Source organism: Curtobacterium sp. Leaf154 (assembly GCF_001424595.1).
GTDB classification, from domain to species: domain Bacteria; phylum Actinomycetota; class Actinomycetes; order Actinomycetales; family Microbacteriaceae; genus Curtobacterium; species Curtobacterium poinsettiae.
Genome location: NZ_LMOS01000001.1, coordinates 693,388 through 719,413 on the forward strand (window position 1 = coordinate 693,388; position 26,026 = coordinate 719,413).

The window sequence follows — 26,026 nt, forward strand, 5'->3', positions numbered from 1 at the left end:
GTTCCGTTCGGGAAGCTGAAGCGCTCGCATCCGGAGTCATGGATCAAGGTGCTCGAACAGGACCTTGCAGCCTCAACTGTTCGCACCCGAGTGAAGTACGTCCGCGGCGCGCTGCGCGGCGCGGTTCTCGACGGCTACCTCGGTAAAGACCCCACTCTCGGGCTTCGGCTTCCCGCAGTCCGCAAGCTCGAGCACACGATGCGGATCCCAACACCCGCAGAGGTAGGAGCAATCCGAGAGCTCGCGGAGCCTTTTTTGCTGCCACTGCTCGACCTGATGGCCTTCGCCGGCATGCGCATCGGTGAAGCCTCCGCAGTTCAGGTGGGCGACGTCGACTTCATGCGCAGGACTGTCCACGTTGCGCGACAGATTCAGAACCGCACCGGCCGACGCGAGATCTGCGCGCCCAAGCATGGGAGTGAGCGCAGCATCCCGGCACCCGATGCGCTCATGAACCGGCTCGGCGTGCACCTCAGTGAGCAAGGCGTCTACGAGGGCGGTTGGTTCCTGCCAGGCGATCCGCCCTCCCCCGCTGCCCTTCGAGCGTGGTTCAACAAGGCCTGTGCGGCAGCAGGAGTGGTTGGCCTCACCCCTCACGACTACCGGCACTTCTACGCGTCAGGCCTGATCCGCGCTGGACTCGACGCAGTGTCTGTCGCACGAGCGATGGGGCACGCGTCTCCGACGATCACTCTCAGCACTTACGCCCATCTGTTCCCTGACGCAGCCGACCGAACCAGGTCCGCAGCTGCGGACCTGATCGGGTCGACCGAGCATTCTGCGGACGATCTGCGGACTATCGCCGCTGAGGCGTGAGCCCTAGGGCTTCCAGTTCGGGTTCCGTGAGCATGCGTGAGCGGGTCAAGAAGCGCTTCCCATCAGGACTTTCCACCGAGAACCCGCCGCCCCGACCGTCGACGACGTCGATCGTCAGGTGCGTGTACTTCCAGTACTCGAACTGCGACACCGACATGGAGACCTCGACCGGCTCGAGGCCGTCCACCTGCAGTGCGCCGAGCAGGACGTCCCCCGGACCGGTCCGGAACATGCCGACGGGGTAGCACATCGGGCTCGAGCCGTCGCAGCAGCCGCCGGACTGGTGGAACATCAGCGGGCCGTGCCGGGCGGTGAGGGTGCGGAGGAGCTCCCCCGCCGCCGGCGTGATCGCGACCCGTGCGGTGTCGGGCATCAGAAGAAGCCCATCGGTCCGTCGGCGTAGGAGACGAGCAGGTTCTTCGTCTGCTGGTAGTGGTCGAGCATCATCTTGTGGTTCTCGCGCCCGATGCCGGACTGCTTGTAGCCGCCGAACGCCGCGCCCGCCGGGTACTGGTGGTAGGTGTTCGACCAGACGCGTCCGGCCTGGATGTCGCGTCCGGCGCGGTACAGGGTCGTGACGTCGCGGCTCCACACGCCGGCGCCGAGCCCGTAGAGGGTGTCGTTGGCCGTGGCGATCGCGTCGTCGTAGCCGCTGAAGGACGTCAGGGCGAGCACCGGGCCGAAGATCTCCTCCTGGAAGATCCGCATCGAGTTGTCGCCCTCGAACACCGTCGGGGTGACGTAGTAGCCGCCGGAGAGCTCGCCGCCCAGGTCGGCCCGTTCGCCGCCGGTCAGGAGCTTCGCGCCCTCCTGCTTGCCGATGTCGATGTAGCTCAGGATCTTCTCGAGCTGGTCGTTCGACGCCTGGGCGCCGATCATCGTCGACAGGTCGAGCGGGTGTCCCTGCTTGACGGCTCGGACGCGGTCCAGGCCGTCGGCGACGAAGCCGTCGTAGATCTCCTTCGCCACGAGCGCCCGGGACGGACACGTGCAGACCTCGCCCTGGTTCAGGTTGAAGAACGTGAAGCCCTCGAGCGCCTTGTCGTAGAAGGAGTCCTTCTCGGCGGCGACGTCGGGGAAGAACACGTTCGGGCTCTTGCCGCCGAGTTCGAGCGTCACCGGGATGAGGCTCTGCGAGGCGTACTGCATGATCAGCCGACCGGTGGTGGTTTCTCCCGTGAAGGCGATCTTGCGGATGTCCGGGTGCTGGGCGAGCGGTGCGCCGACCTCGATGCCGAAGCCGTTGACGACGTTGAGCACGCCCGCGGGCAGCAGGTCGCGGATGAGCTCGACGAGCACGTGGATGGACGCCGGGGTCTGCTCGGCGGGCTTCAGGACGACGCAGTTGCCGGCGGCGAGGGCCGGTGCGAGCTTCCACACCGCCATCAGGATCGGGAAGTTCCAGGGGATGATCTGCCCCACGACGCCGAGCGGTTCGTGGAAGTGGTACGCCACGGTGTCGTGGTCGATCTCGCCGGCGGATCCCTCCTGCGCCCGGATGGCCCCGGCGAAGTACCGGAAGTGGTCGATCGCGAGCGGGATGTCCGCGCCGAGGGTCTCGCGGATGGGCTTGCCGTTCTCCCACGTCTCCGCGACGGCGAGCATCTCGAGGTGCTCCTCCATGCGGTCGGCGATCTTGTTCAGGACGACGGCCCGTTCGGCTGCGCTCGTGCGGCCCCACGACGGGAACGCCTTCCAGCCCGCGGCGACGGCACGGTCGACGTCGGTGGCGTCACCGCGGGCGACCTCGGTGAACACCTTGCCGGTGACGGGGGTGGGGTTCTCGAAGTACTGCCCGCTCGACGACGGGACGTACTCGCCGCCGATGAAGTGGTCGTACCGGGACCGGTACTCGACCAGGGAGCCGGGTTCGCCTGGTGCGGCGTAACTGGTGGGCGAAGGTGCGATGGTCATGGTGGTGCCCTTTCGACGACGCTGTCGGGGCGCACGGGTCGTGTGCCTGCTCCGGACGGTACGGCCGCGGGGGTTGCAGGTGGTTGCACGAGGCCACGGCGCGACGGGTAGCGTGCTGGACACCAGCGCTGGCGATCAGGGAGGAGCGCTCGTGGATTCTCGTGCCGTCAGGACGTTCCGGGTGTTCGTCGTCGTCACGGCCGTGGTCGCCATCGCCCTGGGCATCGTGGCGATCGTCTGGCCCCGTCCGTCGCTCGTGCTCGTGGCGCTGCTGTTCGGTGTGTACCTCGTCGTGGCCGGTGCGCTGCGGGTCTTCGCCGCGGTGCGGGGGCACGGCACCCGCCCGGTGTGGCGGTGGACGTCCGGCATCGTCGGTGGCCTGGTCGCGGTCGCGGGGCTGGTGACCCTGCTCGACCCGGCGATCCCGCTCGTGGTCTACGCCGTGCTCGCCGGGGTGGGGTTCCTGATCGAGGGCGTCGCCGCGATCGTCGGTGGGTTCGTCGGCCATCCCGGATCGTCACGGGTGCCGACGGTCGTCAGCGGGGTGCTGTCGATCATCGGCGGGATCGTCGTGCTGATCGTCCCCGGGCTCGCACTGACCGTCTTCATGGTGTTCGCGGGCATCGCGCTCGTCATCGTCGGCGCCGCGGCCCTGCTGCTCCTGCCGCCGCGCGCCGCGCTCCGCCGCTGACCGGCACCGCGGTCGCAGCCGCCGCGTCGGTCGAGGCGACGTGCGGCGTGCCGGGGACCGCTCGACGGCCGAACAGCTCGCCGAGCAGCGCGCGCTGGTGGCTGTTCATGAACGGGCGTTCGACCAGCACCGCGAACACGACGCACACCGCGACGACCGCCGGAGCGACCACGAAGAGCATCAGACCGAACTGCACCGGTGTCGGGAGCCCGAGCGGCAGCAGGAGCAGGTTGCCGAGCGCGAGCAGCGGGCTGTGCACCAGGAACACGCTGTAGGAGACCAGCCCCGACTGCACCAGACGGCGTCCGCCCAGGAACCGCCGGACCCGGTGGGTACCGACACGTCCGGTCCGCTGCCCGTCGGCGAGCACCATGAGGAGCAGCGTGATCCCCAGGCCGGCGACGGTGCCCGTGACGGCGCTGTGGACGATGCCCGGAGCGGCGGCGACCTGCACGAAGGCCGCCGTCAGGACGACGAGGGCGACGAGGAGCACGGAGCGCTGGTGTCGGAGCATCCGCTGCAGGGATCGGGGTCGACGGCGGCGGAGGTCGTCCTCGGACCCGATCACGAGGTGGGCACCGTACATGCCGACACCGAAGACCCCGAGGAAGTGCGGCGCGGACCAGGCACCGACGCCGGTGGCGATCGACAGCACGGCGAGGGCGAACGACAGGACGATGACGACGACGGGGTGGGTCCGCCGCCAGAGCAGCAGGAGCACGGGCATCAGCAGGGTGAGTTGCATCTCGATCGGCAGGCTCCACAGCGTCCCGTTGATCGACGTGATCCACTCCGGCGACAGGTTGTGCAGCAGGAACACGTGGGTCACGATGCCCTGCAACGTCACCGGGAGCTTGTCGTCCCAGACCGTGCCGTGCGGCTCGTTCATCACCGGGACGAAGGCGATGAGCGCCAGCGCCAGCACGAGCGCCGTCAGGTACGGCGGGACGAGCCGACGGATCCGGCGCTTCGCGTAGGCCCCGTAGGTGGTGCCGAGGCGCAGGTCGTGGCGCCCCGAGACGGCGATCATCATCGTGAAGCCCGAGATCGCGATGAACGCGGGCACGCGCAGGTCACCGGCACTGAGCACCCGGTAGACGACGGGCATCGACGCCGCCACGGACCCGGCGACGCCGGTGAACTGCACCGTGTGGGCGACCACGACGAACGCGGCGAGGATCCCGCGCATCCCGTCGATGTGGGCGAGGTCCAGACGGGGCGCGCGAGCAGTTGTCATGCAAACAGCATGTCACATATCGGATATGACCGCTAGGCCGAGCCGGTGCCGAACAGCAGGCCGAGCGCGTAGGTGACGATCGCCGCACCGAACCCGATGGCGAGTTGCCGGAACGCCCGCTTGCCGGGCGAGGCACCGCTCAGCACGCCGACCACGGCACCGGTGCCGAGCAGGGCGATCCCCACCAGCCCGCCGGCGACCGCGATCGCAGCCCAGCCCTGCATGCCGAACAGGAACGGCAGCACCGGGATGACCGCGCCCGAGGCGAAGAAGCAGAAGCTCGACACGGCGGCGCTCAGCCCGGTGCCGACGGCCTCGTGGTCGTCCGCGACCGGGGTCGGACCGGTCGCCGGGCGCCGCTCCCCGATGCCGGACAGCACCTGCGCCGCGTGCTGGGTCGCCTCGGCCTCGGACATCCCGCGCGCGCGGTAGACCAGGGCGAGCTCGTTCGCGTCGACGTCGAGGTCCGACACCGCCCTGCCGGCTTCGGGGTGCGGCGCGGACGCCTCGAGCAGTTCCCGCTGCGACCGGACGGAGACGTACTCCCCCGCACCCATCGACAACGCGCCCGCGAGCAGGCCAGCGATGCCACTCAGCAGCACGAAGTGCCGGTCGGCCCCGGAGGCGCTGATGCCGATGATGAGCGCCAGGTTGGACACCAGGCCGTCGTTCGCGCCGAACACCGCCGCGCGGAACGTGCCGGACAGCCGCATCCGGCCGCGGTTCGCGAGCCCGCGCACGACCTCGCCGTGGATGCGTTCGTCGGCGGCCATCCGCGCGGTCGCGTCGGAGTCGTCGGCGTACGGCGAGCGGTCCTCGGCGCGCTGCATGAGCGCGAGGACGAAGACCGACCCGAACCGCTTGGCCAGCGCGGCGAGCACCCGGGTCCGGAGGCTGCCCCGCTGCGGCCGGCCGACGTCGTCGCCGAGCAGGTCGAGCCAGTGGTCGGCGTGCCGCCCCTCGGCCTCGGCCAGCGCGGCCAGGATCTCGCGCTCCTCGCCGGAACGGCGCGCGGCGAGGTTGCGGTACACAGCCGCCTCGGCACGTTCGTCGGCCAGGTAACGACGCCAGCGGCGGACGTCGGCGCGCGGCGCCGGGGTGTCGGATCGGAGGCTCACAGCGACCATCCTGCCGCCTGCGGCCGACGTCCGGTCACCACCAGGGCCGTGGAGACGCGACAGGGCGCGGACCGGAAGCGGTCGGTGCTGCGCGCACCGTGCCTCCCGTCCGCGCCCTGGTGGCGACGGATCCGTCGGATCAGTCCCGGACGTACGCCGGGGCGGCCTCGGCGTGGGCGTCGCCCACCCGGTGCACGCGGAGGTCGTTCGTCGAGCCCTCGATGCCGGGAGGGGACCCGGCCGTCACGATGACGCGGTCGCCGGGGGCAGCCAGGCCGTTCTCGAGGAGGACGTCGTCCACCTGCGAGAAGAGCTCGTCGGTGTGGGTCTTGCGCTCCACCAGGAACGAACGGACGCCCCAGGTGAGTGCCATCCGGCGGCGCGTGGCCTCGTTCGGGGTGAAGGCGATGATCGGCAGGCCGTGGCGCAGGCGCGACATGCGTCGGGCCGAGTCGCCGGACTCGGTGAAGACGCAGAGGTACGACGCCTCGGTGAACTCGGCGATCTCGACGGCGGCGAGGGTGATCGCACCGCCGAGGGTGCGCGGCTTGGTGCCGAGCGGCGCGATGCGCTCGAGGCCGTGGTCCTCGGTGGACTCCACGATGCGGGCCATGGTGCGGACGGTCTGCACCGGGTACTCACCGACGCTCGTCTCACCGGACAGCATGACCGCGTCGGCACCGTCGAGCACGGCGTTCGCGACGTCGGAGGTCTCGGCGCGCGTGGGGATCGGCGACGAGATCATCGACTCGAGCATCTGCGTCGCGACGATGACCGGCTTCGCCATGCGGCGGGACAGCTCGACGGCGCGCTTCTGCACGATCGGGACGGCCTCGAGCGGGAGTTCGACGCCGAGGTCCCCGCGGGCGACCATGATGCTGTCGAAGGCGTCGATGATCTCCTCGAGCGCGTCGACGGCCTGGGGCTTCTCGACCTTGGCGATGACCGGCAGGCGCTTGCCCTCTTCGTCCATGATCTCGTGCGCACGCACGACGTCGCTCGCGTTGCGGACGAACGACAGCGCGATGAGGTCGGCACCCTGGCGGATCGCCCAGCGGAGGTCGGCCTCGTCCTTCTCGCTCAGCGCGGGGACGTTGACGGCGACACCGGGCAGGTTGATGCCCTTGTTGTTGGACACCGTGCCGGGGACGACGACCTCGGTGCGGACCCGCACGCCGTCGGTGTCGAGGACACGCAGGCGGACACGGCCGTCGTCGATGAGCAGCGGGTCGCCGGGCTTGACGTCCTGCGGCAGGCCCTTGAACGTCGTGCCGCAGATCTCCTTCGAGCCGGGGACGTCCTCGGTCGTGATGGTGAAGATGTCACCGACCGCCAGGTCGTGCGGGCCGTCGGCGAAGCGGGCCAGACGGATCTTCGGACCCTGCAGGTCGACGAGGATCGCGACGGGCTTGCCGAGCTCTTCGGCGGCACGACGGACGTTGACGTAGTTGGCCTCGTGGACGCTGTAGTCACCGTGGCTGAGGTTGAGGCGGGCGACGTCGACGCCCGCTTCGATGATCTCCTTGACGGTCTCGTAGTCCGACGTTGCCGGTCCGAGCGTCGAAACGATCTTTGCGCGTCTCAATGGATTCCTTCGTGGTGGTGGATGGAGCTTGGGTTTCCGCGCTGTGGGGCCGCGCGGAACGAAGCGAGGCCACCAGCACCCTACCGAGTGCTGGTGGCCTCACGCTCACGGGAGCGTGAGCATCTGGTGGAGACGGTCCGTCTTCTGGCGGCGATCCGTCATCCGGTGACGGTCCGACATCTGGTGGCCGTCCGACATCTGGTGGCGGTCCGACATCTCGTGATCGTCCGGCATCAGACGGAGATCGCCCGGTCGGTCGCCTTGACCGGAGCCGGCAGGATGGTGGAGCCCTCGAGGTACTCGTCCACCTGTGCGGCCGCGGCACGGCCCTCGGCGATCGCCCACACGATGAGCGACTGCCCCCGACCCGCGTCGCCCGCGACGAACACGCCGGCCTCGTTGGTCGCGTAGTCGGCACGGCGGTCGAGCGACCCGGAGCCCGTGGTCGGCAGGCCGAGCTGCGGCTCGATCGTGTCCGACTCGGGGCCCGTGAAGCCCATCGCGATGAGGACGAGGTCCGCCGGGATCTCCCGCTCGGTGCCCGCCTTCGGCACCCGTCGGCCGTCGAGGTACTCGGTCTCGGCGACCCGGAGCGCACGGACCTCACCCGCGTCGTTCGACAGGAACTCGACGGTGGAGGCGAGGAAGTGCCGCTCGCCGCCCTCTTCGTGGGCACTCGTGATCTCGAACACGGTCGGGAACATCGGCCACGGCTGGTCGGACGGACGCTCGAGCGGCGGCTGCTTGCCGATCGCCAGGTTCGTCACGCTCAGCGCGCCCTGACGGTGTGCGGTGCCGATGCAGTCCGCACCGGTGTCGCCGCCGCCGATGACGACGACGTGCTTGCCCTCGGCCGTGATCTGGTTGTCGACCGTCGTGCCCGCGTTCGCCTTGTTCTGCTGGACCAGGTAGTCCATCGCGAAGTGCACGCCCTCGAGGTCGCGCCCCGGGATCGGCAGGTCACGGGGCACGGTGGCACCGGTGGCGACCACGACCGCGTCGTAGCGGGACTTCAGGTCGTCCCAGGTGATGTCCTTGCCGATCTCGACACCGGCACGGAACCGGGTGCCCTCGGCCTGCATCTGGGCGAGGCGCGCGTCGATCTGGCGCTTCTCCATCTTGAAGTCCGGGATGCCGTAGCGGAGCAGTCCGCCGATGCGGTCGTCCCGCTCGTAGACGGCGACCGTGTGCCCGGCACGCGTGAGCTGCTGCGCGGCGGCGAGCCCGGCGGGGCCGGAGCCCACCACGGCGACGGTCTTGCCGGTCAGGCGCTCCGGCGGGTGCGGCGTGACCCACCCGTTCTGGAACGCCTGGTCGATGATCGAGACCTCGACCTGCTTGATGGTCACCGGCGGCTGGTTGATGCCGAGCACGCAGGACGACTCGCACGGGGCCGGGCAGAGCCGCCCCGTGAACTCCGGGAAGTTGTTCGTCTCGTGCAGGCGTTCGATCGCCTGACGGCCCTCACCGCGCCAGGTCAGGTCGTTCCACTCCGGGATGAGGTTGCCGAGCGGGCAGCCCTGGTGGCAGAACGGCACGCCGCAGTCCATGCACCGGCCGGCCTGGCGCTTCAGGACACCGGACTCCTGCTGCTCGTAGACCTCTTTCCAGTCCATGAGCCGCACGGGCACGGGGCGCCGGGGCGGGAGTTCGCGTTCCTGGACCTTCAGGAATCCCTTGGGGTCAGCCACCGGTCACCTCCAGGGTTGTGATGGGCTCTGTCGATTCCGGACGTGCGTGACGCTCAGCCACCGGTCACCTCCATGATCCGATTCCAAACGATGTCACCGTCGGGGTCGAGCCCCTCGTCGACGGCCTGTCTGCGCGTCTCGAGCACCGCCGCGTAGTCGCGCGGCAGCACCTTGACGAAGTCGCTCAGGTCCCCGGACGCCAGCAGGTCGGACGCGAGCGTCGACCCCGTCTCGTCGGCGTGCCGGGTGAGCAGGTCGGTGACGATCTCGACGTCGGCACTGTCGAGCGCCTCGAGCCGGAGCTCGCCGGTCGCCAGGGCGTCGGTGTTCACGTGCTCCCGGCGCAGGCCCCGGACGTACGCCGTGCCACCCGACATACCGGCACCGAGGTTCCGGCCGGTCTCGCCCAGGATGAGCGCGAGTCCACCCGTCATGTACTCGAGCGCGTGGTCGCCCACACCCTCGACGACCGCCGTGGCACCGGAGTTGCGCACCAGGAACCGCTCGCCCACGATGCCGCGGATGAACATGCTGCCCTGGGTGGCGCCGTACCCGATGACGTTGCCGGCGATGACGTTCTCGGCCGGGTCGAAGCCCGAACCGGCGTCGGGGCGGACGACGATCTGGCCGCCGGACAGGCCCTTGCCGACGTAGTCGTTGCTGTCGCCGATCAGGCGCAGCGTGATGCCCGCCGGCAGGAACGCGCCGAGCGACTGCCCGGCCGAACCGCGCAGCGTGACGTCGATCGAACCGTTGGGCAGCCCGTGTTCCCCGTGTCGCAGGGTCACCTGGTGGCCGAGCATGGTGCCGACGGCGCGCTCGGTGTTCCGGATGGGCAGGTCGAGCGCGATCGACCCGCCGTGGTCGAGCACGTCAGCGGTCTGCTGGATGAGCTGCACGTCGAAGTGCTGGTCCAGCTCGTGGTCCTGCTCGCGGTGGTGGCGGCGCGGCTCCGCGTCGTCGAAGTGCGGTCCCTTGAGCACCGGCGCGAGGTCGAGGCCCGACGCCTTCCAGTGCTCCACGGCGCGGTCCACGTCGAGCGCGTCGGTCTGCCCGATCGCCTCGTCGAGGCTGCGGAAGCCGAGCTCGGCGAGGAGCTCGCGGACCTCTTGTGCGATGAACTCGAAGAAGTTGACGACGAACTCCGGCTTGCCGGAGAAGCGCTTGCGGAGCTCCGGGTTCTGCGTGGCGACGCCCACAGGGCAGGTGTCCAGGTGGCAGACGCGCATCAGGATGCACCCCTCGACCACGAGCGGAGCGGTCGCGAAGCCGTACTCCTCTGCTCCGAGCAACGCGGCCACGACGACGTCGCGCCCCGTCTTCATCTGCCCGTCCACCTGCACGACGACCCGGTCGCGCATGCCGTTCAGCATGAGCGTCTGCTGGGTCTCGGCCAGGCCGATCTCCCACGGGGTGCCGGCGTGCTTGAGCGAGTTCAGCGGGCTGGCGCCGGTGCCGCCGTCGTGGCCGGACACGAGCACGACGTCCGCCAGGGCCTTCGTCACACCGGCCGCGACGGCACCGATGCCGGACTGGCTGACGAGCTTCACGTGGACGCGGGCGGCCGGGTTGGCCCGCTTCACGTCGAAGATCAGCTGCTTGAGGTCCTCGATGGAGTAGATGTCGTGGTGCGGCGGCGGCGAGATCAGGCCGACGCCCGCGGTGGCGTGCCGGGTCCGTGCCACCCACGGGTAGACCTTGGCCGGGGGCAGCTGACCACCCTCGCCGGGCTTCGCACCCTGCGCCATCTTGAGCTGGATGTCGGTGGCGTGCGTCAGGTACATGCTCGTCACGCCGAAGCGTCCGGAGGCGACCTGCTTGATGGCGCTGCGGCGCTCGGGGTCGAGCAAGCGGTCGACGTCCTCGCCGCCCTCGCCCGTGTTCGAGCGGCCGCCGAGACGGTTCATCGCGATGGCGAGGGTCTCGTGGGCTTCCTTCGAGATGGACCCGTAGGACATCGCGCCCGTGTTGAAGCGCTTGACGATCGACTCGATCGACTCGACCTCGTCGAGCGCGATGGGCTTGCGCGCACCCTGCTTGAAGCGGAACAGCCCGCGGAGCGTCATCAGCTGCTCGGACTGGTCGTCCACGGCGCTCGAGTACTCGCGGAAGATGTCGTACCGGCGGGCACGGGTCGCGTGCTGCAGGCGGAACACCGTGTCCGGGTTGAACAGGTGCGGCGGACCCTGACGGCGCCACTGGTACTCGCCCCCGATCTGCAGCCGCTCGTGCGACAGCACCGCGCCGTCCTGCGGGTACGCCTGGGCGTGCCGCTCGGCGTTCTCCTTGGCGATGACGTCGATGTCGACGCCGCCCAGGATCGACGAGGTGCCCGTGAAGTACTTGTCGACGAACTCCTGGCTGAGCCCGACGGCCTCGAAGGCCTGCGCACCGGCGTAGCTGGACACCGTGGAGATGCCCATCTTCGACATGATCTTCAGCACGCCCTTGCCGAGCGCCTTGATGACGTTCTTGACCGCCTGCTCGGGGGTGATGCCGGGGATCATGCCCGCGCGGACCAGGTTCTCGCAGGTCTCCATCGCCAGGTACGGGTTGATCGCCGACGCGCCGTACCCGATCAGGGTCGCCACGTGGTGGACCTCGCGCACATCGCCGGCCTCGACGATGAGCCCGACCTTCATGCGCTGCTCGGTGCGGATCAGGTGGTGGTGCACCGCCGCGAGGAGCAGCAGGCTCGGCACCGGTGCCTGCTCGGCGTTGCCGTCGCGGTCGGACAGCACGATGAACTGCTTGCCGGACTCGATCGCGGCGTCGACCTCGTCGCACACGGCGGCGATGCGCTTCTGCATCGCCTTCTTGCCGGCGTCGACGCGGTACAGCCCCTTGATCGTGACGGTCAGGTGGCGACCCGACTCGGTCTCGAAGTGCTGGACCTTGGCGAGCTGGTCGTTGTCGATCACGGGGAAGTCGAGCGTGATCTGCTTCGCGTGCTCCGGACCGGCGGAGAGCAGGTTGCGCTCCGGACCGAGACCCATCCCCATCGAGGTGATGACCTGCTCGCGGATCGAGTCGAGCGGCGGGTTGGTCACCTGGGCGAACTGCTGCGTGAAGTAGTCGAAGAGCAGTCGCGGACGCTCCGACAGCACCGCGATCGGGGTGTCCGACCCCATCGCACCGAGCGGTTCGGCACCCGCCGCGGCCATCGGACGGAGCAGGATGCGGACTTCTTCTTCGGTGTAGCCGAACGCCCGCTGACGGCGGGTGACCGAGGCCGGGGTGTGCACGATGTGCTCGCGCTCCGGCAGGTCGTTCAGGTTGATGCGGCCGGCTTCGAGCCAGTCGGCCCACGGACCCGAGGCGGCGAGCTCGCGCTTGACCTCGTCGTCCTCGATGATGCGGCCGGCCTCGGTGTCCACCAGGAACATCCGGCCCGGGCGCAGGCGGCCCTTGCGCACGACCTTGGCGGCCGGCACGTCGATGACCCCGGTCTCGGAGCCCATCACGATGAGCCCGTCGTCGGTGACGAGGAACCGGCCGGGGCGCAGGCCGTTGCGGTCGAGGGTGGCGCCGACGAGCGACCCGTCGGTGAAGGTGATCGCGGCGGGGCCGTCCCACGGCTCCATGAGCATCGAGTGGTACTCGTAGAACGCCCGGAGGTCCGGGTCCATCCCGACCTGGTTCTCCCACGCCTCTGGAACCATCATCGACACGGCGTGCGGCAGCGTCCGACCGGTCAGGGTCAGCAGCTCGAGGACCTCGTCGAACGAGGCCGAGTCACTCGCCCCCGGGCTGACGATGGGGAGCAGCGGGGCCATGTCGCCCAGCAGTTCGCTCTCGAGCTGCGACTGGCGCGCCCGCATCCAGTTGCGGTTGCCGCGCACCGTGTTGATCTCACCGTTGTGGGCGATGGTCCGGAACGGCTGGGCGAGCGGCCACGACGGGAACGTGTTGGTGGAGTAGCGCGAGTGCACGATCGCGAGCTTCGACGTGAAGCGCTCGTCGCTCAGGTCCGGGTAGAACGGCTCGAGCTGGAGCGTCGTGACCATGCCCTTGTAGACCATGGTGCGGCTCGACAGCGACATGAAGTACAGGTCGTTGTCGTGCTCGGCGCGCTTCCGGAGCCGGAACGCCTGCCGGTCGAGGGCGATGCCGCTCCACGATGCCCCGTGCACGTCGTGCCGGATCGAGGCGACGAACAGCTGCTCGAACGCCGGCATCGCGGCGCGGGCGAGCGTGCCGAGGACCTCCGGACGCACCGGGACCTCGCGCCACCCCAGGACCTTCAGGCCCTCTTCGCGGGCGAGTCGTTCGACGGCGCCCTTCACCGCGTGCCGGGCGTCGTCGTCCAGCGGCAGGTAGGCGGTCCCGACGGCGTACTCCCCCGCTGCCGGCAGCTCGAACGGTACGACGTCCCGCAGGAACTCGTCCGGCACCTGGCACAGGATGCCGGCGCCGTCACCGGTGCCCGCGTCGGATCCCACGGCACCGCGGTGCTCGAGGTTCCGGAGCGCACCGAGCGCCGCGTCGACGATGTCGTGCCCCGGCGTGCCGCGCAGGGTCGCGACCATCGCCAGTCCGCAGGCGTCCTTCTCGTTCGCCGGGTCGTACATGCCCGTGGCGTCCGGGATCGCGGAGAAGCGGCGGTGCGGCGGCACGAGGCTCGTCGGTGCCGAGGGCTGGGTTGGCTGGAGCGCCATGGGGAACCGTCCTCACGAGGAAGTGGAACAGGGACAGCGGTGGCCCGGTGGTGCGTTCCGCCCGAGCGGGCGGGACTGGTGCCCGTGCCCGCCGTCAGTGGTCGTTGCCCTGGCGGCCGGCGAGGTTGCTGGGCCCCGCTTGTGGCGGAGACCGTCTGGTTCAGCGGGTGGTCGTGACCGGTTCGTCACTCGTGACGCCGTCTGCTGCGTCGTCGTCGTGCTCCGAGAAGGTGTCTTCGGAGTCTACATCGGAGGTCGGACGAGGCCCGCGACCCGGCAGGTAGGGGCTCGGCTCCTTGCCGGTGTGCCGTCGGCTCTGCACCACGAAGATCAGGATGCCGATGACGACCGCGGCGAGGGCCATCCACACGTTCGTGCGGACGCCGAAGAAGGTCTCGCTCGTGTCGACGCGGATGGACTCGAGCACCGAGCGGCCCGCGCCGTACCAGATCAGGTACAGGCCGAGGACCTTGCCCCACTGCAGCGTGAACTTGCGTGCCAGGAACAGGATGACGACCACGCCGAGGACGTTCCAGATGATCTCGTACAGGAACGTCGGGTGGAACAGCGTGCCCTCGGGCAGGCCCTTCGGGAACGCGGCGTTGCTGGAGTCGATCTCGAGCCCCCAGGGCAGGCTCGTCGGCATGCCGAAGAGCTCCTGGTTGAAGTAGTTGCCCAGGCGTCCGAAGGCCTGTGCGAGCAGGACGCCCGGCACGACGGCGTCGATGAACGACGTGAACCGGAGACCGACCTGGCGGCACCCGATCCAGGCACCGACCGACCCGAGGATCAGCGCGCCGAAGATGGCCAGCCCGCCCTCCCAGATGTACAGGAACGACAGCGGGTCGATGCCGGGGCCGAAGTAGTCGGACACATGGGTGAACACGTGGAAGAGCCGTCCGCCGATGATGCCGGCGGGCACGGCCCAGATGGCGATGTCGATGATGATCCATCGCTCGACGCCCCGGGCGTTGAGCCGACGGTTTGCGAGGACGACCGCGGCGACGATCCCGACCAGGATGCAGATCGCGTACGCGTGGATGCGGAAGTCGAGGGGCAGCGACCAGCCGAACGCGTCGCGGAGCCAGGCGGTCAGGTCGAAGTACTGCCAGGCGGTGCTCGGGCTCGGGATGCTCAGGAGGGGCATGGAGGTGCTGTCGCCTTTCGGAACTGACGGGGCGCGGTCGACGTGGCGTCGGCCTCGCTCACTGTAGCGCGGGTCGCGGGCCCGACAGGAACTGGACTAGCGGCGGCGGGCGCCGGTGGCGAGGTCGGCGGCCCGGTCGGCCACACCCTGCACACCGAGGTCGGCCAGGGCCCGGACGAACGCGGACCCGACGATCGCACCGTCGGCGTACTCGAGCACCTCGCCGACCTGCTCCGCCGTCGAGATCCCGAGGCCGACACAGGTGCGCTCGACCCCGGCGTCACGCAGGCGCGACACGACGGTGCGTGCGGCGACGTCGACCCCGACCCGGGCACCGGTCACGCCCATCGTCGACACGGCGTAGACGAAGCCACGACTGGACTCCACCGCCTGACGCATGCGCTCGTCCGACGAGGACGGCGCGGCGAGGAAGACCCGGTCGAGGCCGGTGCGCTCGGACGCCTCGGTCCACGCGGTGGCCTCGTCGGGGATGAGGTCGGGCGTGATGAGACCGGCGGCTCCCGCGGCGACGAGGTCGTCGGCGAAACGGTCCACGCCGTAGCGCAGCACCGGGTTCCAGTAGGTCATGACGAGCACCGGCACGTCGGCCCGCTCGGTGATCTGCTGCACGGCGTCGAAGACCTGTGCGACCCGGAAGCCGTTCGCCAGGCTCTCCTCGGCTGCGCGCTGGATGACGGGGCCGTCCATGACCGGGTCGGAGTACGGCAGGCCGAACTCGATGACGTCCACGCCGTTCTCGGCGAGGGCGACGGCTGCGTCGACGCTGGTCTGCAGGTTCGGGTACCCGGCGGGCAGGTACCCGACGACGGCTCCGGCGCGCTCGGCGTTGGCGGCGTCGATCGTCTGGGCGACGGTCTTGTTCGTGGTCACAGCTGCACCGCGTTCTCGTCGAGGATGCCGAAGTAGCGACTGGCGGACGCGACGTCCTTGTCACCGCGGCCGGACAGGTTCACGAGCACGACGCCCTCGGGCCCGAGCTCCTTGCCGAGCTTGATGGCACCGGCCAGGGCGTGCGACGACTCGATCGCCGGGATGATGCCCTCGGTCTGGCTCATCAGGCGGAACGCCTCCATGGCCTCGGTGTCGGTGATCGGCTGGTACTTCGCCCGGCCGATCGACGCCAGGTACGCGTGCTCCGGGCCGACGCTCGGGTAGTCGAGCCCGGCGGAGATGCTGTGGCTCTCGACGGTCTGGCCGTCCTCGTCCTGCATCAGGTAGGACTTCGCTCCCTGCAGCACGCCTTCGCGACCGAGCGTGATGCTCGCCGCGTGCCGACCGGTCTCGACGCCGTCACCACCGGCCTCGAAGCCGTGCAGCGCGACGGACTCGTCGTCGAGGAACGCCTCGAAGATGCCCATCGCGTTCGAGCCGCCGCCGACGCACGCCGCGACGGCGTCCGGCAGCCGACCGATGCGGTCGAGGACCTGCTGGCGCGCTTCCTCGCCGATGACCTTGTGGAACTCGCGCACCATCTCGGGGAACGGGTGCGGACCGGCGACGGTGCCGAGCAGGTAGTGCGTCGACTCGACGTTGGCGACCCAGTCGCGCAGGGCGTCGTTGATGGCGTCCTTGAGGGTGCGCGAACCGGTCTCGACCGGGATCACCTCGGCGCCGAGCAGGCGCATCCGCGCGACGTTGAGCGCCTGGCGCTCGGTGTCGACGGCGCCCATGTAGACGACGCACTCCATGCCGAACAGGGCTGCGGCGGTCGCGGTGGCGACACCGTGCTGCCCGGCCCCGGTCTCGGCGATCAGGCGGGTCTTGCCGAGGCGGCGGGCGACGAGGGCCTGGCCGAGGACGTTGTTGATCTTGTGCGAGCCGGTGTGGTTCAGGTCCTCGCGCTTCAGGATGATCCGGGCGCCACCGGCGTGCTTCGCGAACCGCGGCACCTCGGTGATGATCGACGGACGCCCGGTGTAGTCACGGTGCAGCGCGTCGAGTTCCGCACGGAACGCCGGGTCCGCCCAGGCCTGACGGAAGGCGGCCTCGAGCTCGTCGAGCGCGAGGACGAGGGACTCGGGGACGAAGCGTCCGCCGAAGTCGCCGAAGTAGGGGCCGTGCAGGTCGCGGAGTGAGGTCACGATGTGTCTCCCGGGACGAGTCCGACGCGGCCGGTCGGCCGCGTCGGACGGGTGGAACGTGCGGCCGCGGTCGGCGGCCTCGATGCGTGGAGCGGACCGGGCCGCGGTTCGGCGGCCTGGTGAGCCGGTCAGGCCTGGTCGGCGGCGTCGATGAACGACGCCAGGGTCGCGGCGGGGTCGCTCCCCGTCACGAGCGCCTCGCCGACCAGCACGACGTCGGCGCCCGCTGCACGGTAGTGGGCGACGTCGGCGGGACCGGAGACCGCGGACTCGGCGACGCGCACGACCCCGTCGGGGATGCGGTCGGCGAGCGACCCGAACAGGTCGCGGTCGAGCGAGAAGTCGGTGAGGTCGCGGGCGTTCACGCCGAGGATGCGGGCACCGGCGTCCAGGCCACGCGTGACCTCGTCACCGGAGTGCGCCTCGACCAGGACGCGCATGCCGAGTTCTTCGGCGAGCGTGTGCAGCTCGACCAGGCGGGCCTGCTCGAGCGCCGCCACGATGAGCAGCACGACGTCGGCACCCGACGCCCGGGCCTCGATGACCTGGTACGGGTCGGCGATGAAGTCCTTGCGGAGCACGGGGACCCCGACACGGGCCTTCACGGCTTCGAGGTCGGCGAGGCTGCCGAGGAACTTGCGCCCCTCGGTCAGGACGCTGATCGTCGACGCGCCACCACGTTCGTAGTCGGCGGCGAGGCCTGCGGGGTCGGCGATCGCTGCCATCGCCCCGCGGGACGGGCTGGCGCGCTTCACCTCGGCGATGATCTTCACCCGGTCGCCCGGGCTCAGGAACGCGAGGGCGTCGAGGGGCGACGCCACCCGGTCGAGGTCGCGTTCGACGTCCGCGTACGGGCGATCGACACGACGGGCTGCGGCGTCTTCGAGGGCGCCGGCGACGAGGGTCTCGAGCACGTTCGGCATCGGCAGACCCCTACTCGCCGTGGTGCTTGGGGACGAACTTCGGACCGTCGACGCCGTAGCCGGCCTTCTTCATCACGCCACCGACGATGAGGCCGATGAGGACGACGCCAGCGGAGGCCCAGACGCCCCACGGCTGGTCGAACCAGAAGAACAGCGTGCCTGCCGCGAATCCGATCAGCATGATCACGACGGCGGTCCAGGCGGCCGGCGAGTGGCCTTCGCCGAGTTCTGCGGGCTCAGTGTTGCTCACGGTGCTCCTCGTTCTGCTCCGGCGTCGTCGGTCGAGCGACGCCCTGTCGATCCTACCGTGTCGTCACTCGGCGCCCCCGCGCCCGCGCCGTCCACGGTGGTGGGGTCCACGCCCGCGCTCAGGTCGTCCCAGTCGACGACCGCATCGCGCTCGACGGGTGCCGCGGCCCGCGCCGCGGCGGCGGCTCCGGCGGTCGCGGCTCCGTACTTCCGGCTCGGTCCGGGCCAGGCGCGCTGGACCACGATGACGACGACGCCCAGCAGCACGGCGAGCACGCCGCCCGCGATGCCGACTGCGGGCCACGGGCTCACGCTGACGCTCGACACGACGCTCCGGACGGCGCCGAGGTCGCTCACCCCGGCGACCTCGCCCACGGCGCCGCGTGCAGCGGCGATCGGGTCGGCGGCCGCGGTGATGCCGCTGACGACCACGCCGAGGCCGAGCAGGATCTCCACGGCGGCGAGCACGATGCGCAGCACCCGTCCGGCGATGGTCATCGCGAGGAACAGCGCGAGGCTCGCGATCGCCAGCGCGGTGAACTGCGGCACGACCGCTGCGCCGTCGGCGGCGACCGTCGACGTGACTGCCGCTCCCGCGTGCAGGCGGACGGTGAACCAGGTCTGGGTCCACGCGAGCATGATGATGCCGGCGACCAGGAGTCCGGCGACGACGACGATCGGGCGCGACCGCTTCACGAGCGGACCTCGCGCATCCGGTTCGCCGTCGCGACGGCACGCAACGGCGCCGCGGCCTTGTTGACCGCCTCGACGTGCTCGGTCTCCGGGTCGGAATCGGCCACGAGTCCGGCCCCGGCCTGCACGCGGGCGACGCCGTCCTTGATCAGGGCGGTGCGGATCGCGATCGCCAGGTCGGCGTCGCCGGCGAAGTCGAAGTAGCCCACGACACCGGCGTACGCACCACGCTTGGCGGGCTCGAGCTCGTCGATGATCTGGAGCGCACGGGGCTTCGGCGCGCCCGAGAGCGTGCCTGCCGGGAACGTCGCCCGGAACACGTCGATCGCCGAGGCCTCGGGACGGATGCGGCCCTCGACGCTCGACACCAGGTGCATGATGTGGCTGAACCGCTCGACCGTCATGAACTCGGTGACGGCGACCGTGCCCGGCTCGCACACCTTCTGCAGGTCGTTGCGGGACAGGTCGACGAGCATCAGGTGCTCCGCGCGCTCCTTCGGGTCGCCGAGCAGGTCCTCGCCGAGGCGGACGTCCTCTTCGGGCGTGGCACCACGCGGGCGGGACCCGGCGATCGGGTGGGTGACGGCGTGGTCGCCCTGCACCTTCACCAGCGCCTCGGGCGAGGCGCCGACGATCCAGAACCGCTCGTCGGCGGTGTCCGCCAGCGCCAGGAAGTACATGTACGGGCTCGGGTTCAGGGTCCGGAGCACGCGGTAGACGTCGAGCGGGTCGGCCGTGACCTCGTGGTCGAACCGCTGCGAGATGACGACCTGGAACACGTCGCCGTCGCGGATGAAGTCCTTCGACCGCTCGACGGCGGCCATGTAGTCGGCAGGACTCGTCCGGTGCGTCGGGGTCGGCTCCGCGATCTCGAACGCCTCGGCGACGGTCGCGACGCTCGGCTGCACCAGGTCGCCCTGCATGCGGTCGAGGCGCTGCTGCGCGTCCGCCCACAGGGCGTCGGCGTCGTCCGTGCCGTCGTTCAGCACGCTCGCGACGAGCAGCACGAGCCCGGTGCGGTGGTCGAGGGCGGCGAGCTCGGAGACGAACGACAGCGCCTGTCCGGGCACGTCGAAGTCGGACGGCGGCACGTTCGGCAGGTGTTCGAGCTGCCGGACGGCCTCCCACCCGATGAAGCCCACGGTGCCGCCGACGAGCGGCGGCGAGCCGGACACGCGGGGCGTGGCCCAGCGCTCGTGCAGCCGCGCGAGGACGTCCAGCGGGGCACCGTCGAGGGACCCGACGGCCCGCTCGGCGTCGATGCCGGTGTCGATCCACGCCGCGCGGTCGCCGTCCTGCGTCAGGACGCCGAAGCTCCGCACCCCGACGAACGACCAGCGCGACCACAGGCCGCCCTGGCCGGCGGACTCGAGCAGGAACGACCCGGGGCGGCCGTCGGCGAGCTTGCGGTACACGCCGACCGGCGTCTCGCTGTCGCCGTACAGGGCGCGGACGACCGGGATGACACGGTGGTCGTCGACCAGACCGTCGAACTCCGGCCGGGAGGTCGTGTGCGGGTTCTCGGAGATCGTCGCGGCGGTCATCGGGTCGCCTCCACGGCTGCGTCCACCGGGGCGGACATGGTCACGGGCGCGAGCGGGTCGACGTCGAAGCACCGGTGCGCACCGGTGTGGCACGCCGCCCCGACCTGGTGCACCGTCACGAGGAGCGTGTCGTCGTCGCAGTCCAGCGCGGCCCCGCGGACGTACTGCGCGTGTCCCGACGTGTCGCCCTTCCGCCAGTACTCGTTCCGCGACCGCGACCAGAAGGTCACACGGCCCTCGGTGAGGGTGCGGCGGAGGGCTTCCCGGTCCATGTAGCCGAGCATGAGGACGTCCTTCGACGATTCCTCCTGCACGATGGCGGGGAGCAGGCCGTCCGCACCGAAGTGTGCGCGGTCGAGGACCGCCTCGGTGTCGGTACTGGTGCTGTCGGTCATGAGACTCCTAGCCTACGGCGGCGGATCAGCGGACGGCGTGACCGGTCGCGCGGAGCGCGGCCTTGACGTCCCCCACGGTCATCTCGCCACGGTGGAAGACGCTGGCGGCGAGGACCGCGTCCGCACCCGCGTCGACGGCGGGGGCGAAGTGCTCGACGCGACCCGCGCCTCCCGAGGCGATCACCGGGACGGACGAGACCGCGCGCACCGCGGCCACGAGTCCGAGGTCGAACCCGTTCTTCGTGCCGTCGGCGTCGATCGAGTTGACGAGCAGCTCCCCCGCACCGCGTTCGACGGCTTCGCGCGCCCAGGCGATCGCGTCGAGGTCGGACTCGGTCCGCCCCCCGTGGGTGGTGACCACGAAGCCCGAGGGCATCCGGTCCGACCGCTTGACGTCGAGCGAGAGCACGACGGCCTGCGCGCCGAACCGGTCGGCGATCTCGCCGACGAGTTCGTGGCGGGCGATGGCCGCGCTGTTCACGCCGATCTTGTCCGCACCGCACTGCTGCAGCCGCGACACGTCGTCGACGCTGCGCACCCCACCACCGACGGTGAGCGGGATGAAGACCTGTTCGGCCGTCCGGGTCACGGTGTCGTACATCGTCGCCCGGTTCTCGACCGTGGCGCCGACGTCGAGGAAGGTCAGCTCGTCGGCACCCTGCTCGTAGTACCGCGCCGCGAGCTCGACGGGGTCACCGGCGTCCTGCAGGTCGAGGAAGTTGACACCCTTGACGACTCGGCCGCCCTTGACGTCGAGGCACGGGATGACCCGCACCGACACGCCGCCGGTGGTCACAGGCGTGCGGCGTGGATCGGGCTGACGAGGATCGCCCGGGCGCCGAGGTCGTAGAGCGCGTCCATGATGAGGTTCGCGTCGTCGCGCGGGATCATCACGCGGACCGCCGCCCACTCGCGGTCGTGCAGCGGCGACACCGTGGGCGACTCGATGCCGGATGCCACCGCAGTCGCCTGCTCGAGCAGTGCCGTGGGGACGTCGTAGTCGAGCATCACGTAGCCGCGGGCGACGAGCACGCCCTGCAGCCGCCGACGCAGCACGTCGATGCCGGCAATGGTCTCGTCGGTGGACACGAGCACCGCGGTCGACTCGAGGATCACTGGGCCGAAGATCTCGAGGCCCGCCTGTCGGAGCGTGCTGCCCGTCGACACGACGTCGGCGACGGCGTCGGCGACCCCGAGCCGCACGGCGCTCTCGACGGCGCCGTCGAGCTTCACGAGCGTCGAGGTGACCCCGTGCTCGGCGAGGAACGCTCCGACGAGGCCGGGGTAGCTCGTGGCCACGCGGACGCCGTCGAGGTCCTGCAGCGAGGCGAACCGTCCGGGCGTGCCGGCGAACCGGAAGGTGGAGTCGGCGAAGCCGAGCGCGTCGACCTCGTGCGCCTCGGAGCCGGAGTCGAGCAGCAGGTCACGGCCGGTGATGCCGACGTCGAGTGCGCCGGACCCCACGTACGTGGCGATGTCCCGCGGGCGGAGGAAGAAGAACTCGACGCCGTTGCGCTCGTCGAGCAGGTGCAGCGCCTTCGGGTCACGGCGACCGGCGTACCCGGCCTCACGCAGCATGTCGGACGCGGTCTCGGACAGGGAGCCCTTGTTGGGCACGGCGATGCGGAGCATCAGGGGTCTGCTTTCTGGTCGGGGTCGTGGCGGATCGAGGTCGTTGCGCGGGCTGGTGCCCGAGCGCGTCCTACAGATGTCGCCAGACGTCCGCCGGGGTGAGCCCCTTGGCGACCATGAGGACCTGGAGGTGGTAGACCAGCTGCGAGATCTCCTCCGAGGTGCGCTCGTCGCCCTCGTACTCGGCCGCCATCCAGACCTCGGCGGCTTCCTCGACGATCTTCTTGCCGATCTGGTGCACGCCGGCGTCGAGTTCGGCGACGGTGCCGGAGCCCTCGGGGCGCGTGCGCGCCTTCTCGGTGAGCTCCTGGAACAGGTCGTCGAACGTCTTCACGGGGTCCAGGCTACCGGTCTCCGCTGACGCTGCCGACGCACCGTCCGGACGGGAGGCGGTGGTCGCCTCGGCCAGGCCGGCACCGTCCGGCGCTCCCACGGTCACGAGCGTGCCCGGGCGGCGGCCTCGCGCAGGTCGGTGATGCGCGCGGCGGGCTCGCCGCCGAAGACCGCCGACCCCGCGACGAGCGTGTCCGCACCGCTCCGCACGGCCTCGGGCACGGTGTCCACCGAGATGCCCCCGTCCACCTCGAGCCAGACGTCGAGCCCCGAGGCGTCGACCGCCGCGCGCGCGTCAGCGAGCTTCGGCATCACGGACGGCATGAACGACTGGCCGCCGAACCCGGGCTCGACCGTCATCAGCAGGATCATGTCGTAGGCGTCGAGGTGGTGCAGCACCTGGGTGATCGGGGTGCCGGGCTTCACGGCGACGGCCGCGCGGGCACCGTTCGACCGGATCGCCGCGGCGGTCGCCACCGGGTCCTCGGCTGCCTCGAAGTGGAACGTGACGCTCGACGCACCGGTCTCGGCGTACTTCGGCGCGTTGCGGTCGGCGTCCGTGACCATGAGGTGCACGTCCAGCGGCACCGGCGACACCTGCTGCAGGCGCTCGACGATCGGCAGCCCGAGCGTCAGGTTCGGCACGAAGTGGTTGTCCATCACGTCGACGTGCACCAGGTCGGCGGTCTCGATGCGGTGGAGTTCACGCTCGAGGTTCGCGAAGTCGGCGGACAGGATGCTCGGCGAGATGCGGATCGTCACCGGGCAAGCCTACCGGCGTGCCGCGCGTCGGGGCCTCAGTCGACGCGGCGGAACAGCGCGATGAACATCGCGTCCGTGCCGATCCGGTGCGGCCACAGCTGCGCTGTGGCGCCGTCCGCGATCTCCGGGTCACGAGCGGCGACACCCCGGACGACCGTGGCGGTGTCGAGCTGCTCGAGCCGGCCACCGTGCCGCCCCATCAGCGCGTCGACCTGCCCGCGCGTCTCGGCCAGGTGCGGCGAGCACGTCACGTACGCCAGGGTCCCGCCCGGAGCGAGCACGCGGACGGCGGCGTCGAGCAGTTCGGTCTGCAGCGCCGCGAGCTCCTCGACGTCCTCGGGGAGCTTCCGCCAGCGGGCCTCCGGCCGGCGACGCAGCGCGCCGAGCCCGGTGCACGGGGCGTCGAGCAGGATGCGGTCGAAGGTCATCCCGGTGCCGTCGCGGCCGTACCGACGGGCGTCGCCCTCGACGACCCGCACGTGGTCGCCGAACACGCCGAGGGCGTTCCGCACGAGTCCGGCCCGGGCGGGCACGAGCTCGTTGGCGACCAGGGTCGCCCCGCCCTGCTGCGCCTCGGCGGCGAGCAGCGCGGCCTTGCCGCCGGGACCGGCGCACATGTCGAGCCACCGCTCCCCCGCACGCACGGCCGACGAGCGGCTCAGCGCCAGCGCGGCGAGCTGCGACCCCTCGTCCTGCACGCGCAGGCGCCCGGCGGCGACGCCCGGCACGCGTGCCGGGTCGCCGGAGATGCCGCGGATCCCGACGGGCGACACCGGCGCGGCGTCCGCCTGCACGACGGGTTCGGTGGACCGGACGGGAGGCACGGTGCCGGTCGCGCCGTCGGCCTCCGGTTCGTCGACGGCGGGCACCAGGGCCGCGGGCACGTCGTCCGCACCGGTCGCGTCAGCGAACGCGGCGTCGGTGTCGTCGTCCGGCGCGGTGCGCGCGGTCGCGGTGGCGATGTCCTCGTCGGTGGCGAGTCCGGGCAGGGCTGCGAGCTGCACCCGGGGTGCTGCGTTGTCGGCGGCGAGCAGGGCTGCGAGCTCGTCGCGGGAGCGCTCGGCGGCCAGGGCGTCGCGGAGCGCGGAGACGACCCAGACCGGGTGCGACCACCGGGTGGCGAGCAGGGCGTCCCCGGCGCGGCCCTCGGTGATCAGGGCGTCCCACTCGTCGTCGGTGCGGGCGGCGATCTTCCGCATCACGGCGTTGACGAACCCGGTGGCGCGGCGGGCACCGACCTCGCGGGCGAGCTCCACCGTGGCGTCGACGGCGGCGTGCGTCGGCGTGCGCATGGCGAGCAGCTGGTGGGCGCCCAGGCGCATCACGTCGAGGACGTCCGCCTCGATGTTCTCGGCCCGGCGACCGGAGGCCAGCGCGATGATGACGTCGTAGCGGCCGAGCATCCGGATCGACCCGTAGGTGAGCTCGGTCGCGAACCCGGCGTCGCGGGCGGTGAGCCCGGCACGACGGATGCGCGTCGGCAGCAGCAGGTTCGCGTAGGCGTCGTCGACCTGCACGGCGCGGAGCACGTCGAACGCCACGCGGCGGGCACTGGCCGGGCGGGGGCCACGGCGGGCAGCCTGGGGCTTCGTCTGGGGGCTCATGCGAGGACCTTCCCGTCCAGTTCGCCGAGGCCACGGGCCCAGGCGGCGGCGTCCATCGCCTTCTTGCCCGCCGGCTGCACCTCGAGCAGCACGAGCGGGGTGTCGGCGGTCCCGACCAGCAGCCGACCGCCGTGGAGCGCGAGCGCACCGGGCGCGAGCGACGGGGCGGGGTCCTCGGTGCCTCCTGGCTGGAGCGTGCTGCGGAGCAGCTTCACGCGGGTCTCGCCCAGGTGGGCGTACGCGCCGGGCTCGGGCGTGACGCCGCGCAGCCGGGCGTGCACGACCGCTGCCGGAGCGGCGAAGTCGACACGGCCGTCGTCGATCGTGAGCTTCGGGGCGAGGGTGGGCTCGCCGGACTGCTCGGTCGCGACGGCGCTGCCGGCGGCGATCGCGTCCACGACGTCCGTCACCACGTCCGCACCGACCTCGGCCATCGCGGCGAGGACCTCGCCCGAGGTCGCCTCGGGGTCGATCTCGAAGGGCAGGGCGGCGTAGACCGGGCCGGCGTCGAGCGCCTCGACCAGCTGGAAGACCGTGGCGGCGGTCCGGGTGTCGCCGGCCATCACCGCACGCTGCACGGGAGCAGCACCGCGGTACGCCGGCAGGTCGGAGAAGTGCAGGTTGATCCACCCGTGTCGCGGGGCGTCGAGGGCCGGGCGGCGGAGCAGTGCGCCGTAGGCGACGATCACGCCGAGGTCGACGTCGAGGTCCGCGATCTGGGCGGTGACGGCATCGTCGACGCGCGAGGCCTCGATGACCGGCAGTCCGAGCTCCGCGGCGACGACGGCCACCGGAGTCGGGGTGAGGACCCGCTTGCGGCCCTGCGGGGTGGCCGGCCGGGTGAGCACCGCGACGATCTCGTGGTCGGACGCCGCCAGACGGCGGAGGGTGGGGACGGCCGCAGCGGGGCTGCCGGCGACGACGAGACGCAT

General features: G+C 71.1%; 23 protein-coding genes. 2 read left to right on the forward strand and 21 right to left on the reverse strand.

Features of this window, described 5'->3' with window-relative positions:
• Positions 1-48: 48 nt before the first annotated feature.
• Complete coding sequence (locus tag ASF75_RS03275; protein WP_162243001.1) at positions 49-816, forward strand: tyrosine-type recombinase/integrase; 768 nt, start codon at positions 49-51, stop codon at positions 814-816.
• On the opposite strand, the gene ASF75_RS03280 is transcribed toward ASF75_RS03275, so the two are convergent.
• Both ASF75_RS03280 and ASF75_RS03285 read right to left on the reverse strand, forming a co-directional pair.
• Positions 797-1,189 carry a DUF779 domain-containing protein gene (locus ASF75_RS03280; protein ID WP_056068768.1) on the reverse strand — a complete coding sequence of 131 codons (393 nt, stop codon included), beginning with the start codon at positions 1,187-1,189 and terminating at the stop codon, positions 797-799. The two genes, ASF75_RS03275 and ASF75_RS03280, sit on opposite strands and share 20 nt — an antisense overlap.
• Complete coding sequence (locus ASF75_RS03285; RefSeq protein ID WP_056068770.1) at positions 1,189-2,730, reverse strand: aldehyde dehydrogenase family protein; 1,542 nt, start codon at positions 2,728-2,730, stop codon at positions 1,189-1,191. Before ASF75_RS03285 ends, ASF75_RS03280 begins: the two co-directional genes overlap by 1 nt.
• Positions 2,731-2,881: 151 nt before the next feature.
• Between ASF75_RS03285 and ASF75_RS03290 the strand changes: the two genes are divergently transcribed.
• Positions 2,882-3,421 carry an HdeD family acid-resistance protein gene (locus ASF75_RS03290; RefSeq protein ID WP_162243002.1) on the forward strand — a complete coding sequence of 180 codons (540 nt, stop codon included), beginning with the start codon at positions 2,882-2,884 and terminating at the stop codon, positions 3,419-3,421.
• Here the strand turns inward: ASF75_RS03290 and ASF75_RS03295 are convergent.
• From ASF75_RS03295 to fmt, 19 genes are all read right to left on the reverse strand, one after another.
• On the reverse strand, positions 3,363-4,658 hold the full coding sequence (locus tag ASF75_RS03295) for an acyltransferase family protein (RefSeq protein ID WP_082509384.1): 1,296 nt from the start codon (positions 4,656-4,658) through the stop codon (positions 3,363-3,365). The genes ASF75_RS03290 and ASF75_RS03295 overlap by 59 nt on opposite strands.
• A 32-nt stretch (positions 4,659-4,690) precedes the next feature.
• A complete protein-coding gene (locus ASF75_RS03300) occupies positions 4,691-5,785 on the reverse strand; it encodes a VIT1/CCC1 transporter family protein (protein WP_031259759.1) in 1,095 nt (364 codons plus the stop codon).
• 130 nt (positions 5,786-5,915) lie between these two features.
• Positions 5,916-7,361: a pyruvate kinase gene (gene pyk, locus ASF75_RS03305; protein ID WP_017887208.1), complete on the reverse strand. Its 1,446-nt coding sequence runs from the start codon at positions 7,359-7,361 to the stop codon at positions 5,916-5,918.
• A gap of 233 nt (positions 7,362-7,594) precedes the next feature.
• Positions 7,595-9,052: a glutamate synthase subunit beta gene (locus ASF75_RS03310; RefSeq protein ID WP_017887206.1), complete on the reverse strand. Its 1,458-nt coding sequence runs from the start codon at positions 9,050-9,052 to the stop codon at positions 7,595-7,597.
• 53 nt (positions 9,053-9,105) lie between these two features.
• Positions 9,106-13,710 carry a glutamate synthase large subunit gene (gene gltB, locus ASF75_RS03315; protein ID WP_374101238.1) on the reverse strand — a complete coding sequence of 1,535 codons (4,605 nt, stop codon included), beginning with the start codon at positions 13,708-13,710 and terminating at the stop codon, positions 9,106-9,108.
• A 160-nt stretch (positions 13,711-13,870) separates the two neighbouring features.
• Entirely contained in the window at positions 13,871-14,857 is a 987-nt protein-coding gene (lgt, locus tag ASF75_RS03320; RefSeq protein WP_017887204.1) for a prolipoprotein diacylglyceryl transferase, read from the reverse strand.
• 96 nt (positions 14,858-14,953) lie between these two features.
• The gene (trpA, locus tag ASF75_RS03325) at positions 14,954-15,748 is read right to left on the reverse strand and encodes a tryptophan synthase subunit alpha (protein ID WP_017887203.1); all 795 of its coding nucleotides are present in this window, start codon (positions 15,746-15,748) and stop codon (positions 14,954-14,956) included.
• On the reverse strand, positions 15,745-16,959 hold the full coding sequence (gene trpB, locus ASF75_RS03330; RefSeq protein WP_056068775.1) for a tryptophan synthase subunit beta: 1,215 nt from the start codon (positions 16,957-16,959) through the stop codon (positions 15,745-15,747). The genes trpA and trpB overlap by 4 nt, the downstream gene beginning before the upstream one ends.
• Before the next feature lie 128 nt (positions 16,960-17,087).
• A complete protein-coding gene (gene trpC / locus ASF75_RS03335; protein ID WP_031259757.1) occupies positions 17,088-17,873 on the reverse strand; it encodes an indole-3-glycerol phosphate synthase TrpC in 786 nt (261 codons plus the stop codon).
• 19 nt (positions 17,874-17,892) lie between these two features.
• Positions 17,893-18,132: an HGxxPAAW family protein gene (locus tag ASF75_RS03340; protein WP_017887200.1), complete on the reverse strand. Its 240-nt coding sequence runs from the start codon at positions 18,130-18,132 to the stop codon at positions 17,893-17,895.
• The gene (locus ASF75_RS03345) at positions 18,129-18,827 is read right to left on the reverse strand and encodes a Trp biosynthesis-associated membrane protein (RefSeq protein ID WP_017887199.1); all 699 of its coding nucleotides are present in this window, start codon (positions 18,825-18,827) and stop codon (positions 18,129-18,131) included. Before ASF75_RS03345 ends, ASF75_RS03340 begins: the two co-directional genes overlap by 4 nt.
• Positions 18,824-20,368 (reverse strand): anthranilate synthase component I, encoded by a 1,545-nt coding sequence (locus ASF75_RS03350; protein ID WP_056068777.1) that lies wholly within the window; start codon positions 20,366-20,368, stop codon positions 18,824-18,826. Before ASF75_RS03350 ends, ASF75_RS03345 begins: the two co-directional genes overlap by 4 nt.
• Entirely contained in the window at positions 20,365-20,763 is a 399-nt protein-coding gene (gene hisI / locus ASF75_RS03355) for a phosphoribosyl-AMP cyclohydrolase (RefSeq protein WP_056068779.1), read from the reverse strand. Before hisI ends, ASF75_RS03350 begins: the two co-directional genes overlap by 4 nt.
• A gap of 25 nt (positions 20,764-20,788) precedes the next feature.
• Complete coding sequence (hisF, locus tag ASF75_RS03360) at positions 20,789-21,559, reverse strand: imidazole glycerol phosphate synthase subunit HisF (RefSeq protein WP_056068781.1); 771 nt, start codon at positions 21,557-21,559, stop codon at positions 20,789-20,791.
• Entirely contained in the window at positions 21,556-22,395 is an 840-nt protein-coding gene (gene hisG / locus ASF75_RS03365; protein ID WP_017887195.1) for an ATP phosphoribosyltransferase, read from the reverse strand. Before hisG ends, hisF begins: the two co-directional genes overlap by 4 nt.
• Positions 22,396-22,465: 70 nt before the next feature.
• Positions 22,466-22,729 (reverse strand): phosphoribosyl-ATP diphosphatase, encoded by a 264-nt coding sequence (locus tag ASF75_RS03370; protein ID WP_031259753.1) that lies wholly within the window; start codon positions 22,727-22,729, stop codon positions 22,466-22,468.
• Positions 22,730-22,830: 101 nt separating this feature from the next.
• Complete coding sequence (gene rpe, locus ASF75_RS03375; protein ID WP_017887193.1) at positions 22,831-23,490, reverse strand: ribulose-phosphate 3-epimerase; 660 nt, start codon at positions 23,488-23,490, stop codon at positions 22,831-22,833.
• Positions 23,491-23,525: 35 nt separating this feature from the next.
• Positions 23,526-25,094, reverse strand: coding sequence for an RsmB/NOP family class I SAM-dependent RNA methyltransferase (locus ASF75_RS03380; protein WP_235517501.1), 1,569 nt, complete (start codon positions 25,092-25,094; stop codon positions 23,526-23,528).
• Positions 25,091-26,026: a methionyl-tRNA formyltransferase gene (gene fmt, locus ASF75_RS03385; RefSeq protein WP_056068784.1), complete on the reverse strand. Its 936-nt coding sequence runs from the start codon at positions 26,024-26,026 to the stop codon at positions 25,091-25,093. Before fmt ends, ASF75_RS03380 begins: the two co-directional genes overlap by 4 nt.